This is a genomic window from Halomonas sp. 707D4, from assembly GCF_024158685.1.
GTDB lineage: Bacteria > Pseudomonadota > Gammaproteobacteria > Pseudomonadales > Halomonadaceae > Vreelandella.
Window position 1 is genome coordinate 1 of sequence record NZ_JAMZBD010000634.1, and the last position, 1,459, is coordinate 1,459.

Consider the following 1,459-nt stretch of genomic DNA (forward strand, 5'->3'; position numbering starts at 1 on the left):
GCAAGGCAGCGCGCGGCAACCAACTGAGCCGCGGCGAATGGCCGCTGCCGGACGCCGCCACGCCGAGCCAGTGGTTGCATCGCGGCCTCGTCGCCCTCGATGCCCACCTGGACAGCACCGATGACAGCTTCCAGGCCGACGCCAAGAGTGCCTTCACCGCCCTGGCCGTGCATCCCGAACTCGATGAAGCGCTGCGCCCCACCGCCCAGGCGCTGCTCGACGCCTTCGACACCCGGGACTCCGACCCGCACTTCGGCCACGCGGCGCTGGCGCTTGCTCATCGCCTGGCCATCGAAAGCGCGCTAAGCTGACCGGGCCTATCACTGTCAGGGAACCACCATGAGTCTTCACCTCGCCCCCGGGCCCGAGGGCATTCGCTCGCAGCTCTTTCACATCATCTTCGAGTCCGACACGCCCGGGGCCAAGGCCTTCGACCTGGTGTTGATCGTCGCCATCCTGACCAGCGTCGCGGTGATCCTGCTGGGCAGCGTCGAAACCTACGCCCAGCGCTATGGCGATATCTTCCTCTACATGGAGTGGACGCTGACCACCGCCTTCAGCATTGAGCTGCTGGTGCGGCTCTACTGTCTGGAGCGCCCCACCGTCTATCTCAAGAGCTTCTACGGGGTGGTGGACCTGATCGCCATTCTGCCCACCTGGCTGGTGCTTCTGGTACCCGGCGCCCACGCCCTGGTCATCGTGCGCCTTCTGCGGGTACTGCGTATCTTTCGTATCCTGCGCCTGATGGAGTTCGTCGGTGAAGGCCAGATGCTGCTCGAGGCACTCAAGCGCAGTTCGCGCCAGATCCTGCTCTTTTTCAGCAGCATCCTGATGGTGGTGACGCTGTTCGCCGCCCTGATGTACACCATCGAGTCCGACGAGGCCGGCTTCACCAGCATTCCGATCTCGGTCTACTGGGCGATCGTCAGCATGACCACGGTGGGCTATGGCGACATCGTCCCGGTCACGCCGCTGGGCAAGTCGATCACGGTGATTTTGATGCTGCTGGGCTACTCGATCATCGCCGTGCCCACCGGGGTGTTCTCCGCCCAGGTGATCCGCTCGATCCGCGAGGAGCGCTACTCCGAGGAGGCCTGCCCCGGCTGCGGCCTCGATCGACACGAAAAGGGCGCCCGCTACTGCCTGCGCTGCGGCACCTGGCTCGACGAGTTCAGCGACGATCCGCGCGAAAAGAAAAAAGAGCCGCGCCAGGACGACGATGCCGGGGAGTGATCCCCGGCATCGATAGGCGCCTCATTCAGGTCTAGCGCTCGAAAGGAGCGGTATCGCCGCGCCCTTCACGCACGATGGTGGGCGGCGCGGTGCGCAGGTCGATGACACTGGTGGGATCGAGATGGCAGGCGCCGCCGTCGATGATCAGATCCAGGTGCGCGCCGAAGCGCTCGCGGATCTCCTCGGGCTCGTTCATCGGCAGCGTCTCGTCGACGGGGATCAGCGT

The 1,459-nt window shown here is 65.2% G+C and carries 2 protein-coding genes and 1 pseudogene; 2 read left to right on the forward strand and 1 reads right to left on the reverse strand.

The features are described 5' to 3' along the window. Together BIS11_RS17425 and BIS11_RS17430 are read left to right on the forward strand one after the other, a co-directional pair. Positions 1–311, forward strand: a pseudogene (locus BIS11_RS17425) (CYTH domain-containing protein); the annotation flags it as partial. Between the two features lie 28 nt (positions 312–339). Further along, positions 340–1,233, forward strand: coding sequence for an ion transporter (locus BIS11_RS17430; RefSeq protein ID WP_253419869.1), 894 nt, complete (start codon positions 340–342; stop codon positions 1,231–1,233). Positions 1,234–1,264: 31 nt separating this feature from the next. Here the strand turns inward: BIS11_RS17430 and BIS11_RS17435 are convergent. Further along, positions 1,265–1,459 (reverse strand): L-threonylcarbamoyladenylate synthase (locus tag BIS11_RS17435; RefSeq protein ID WP_253586704.1); only part of this gene is annotated, 195 nt, incomplete at its 5' end.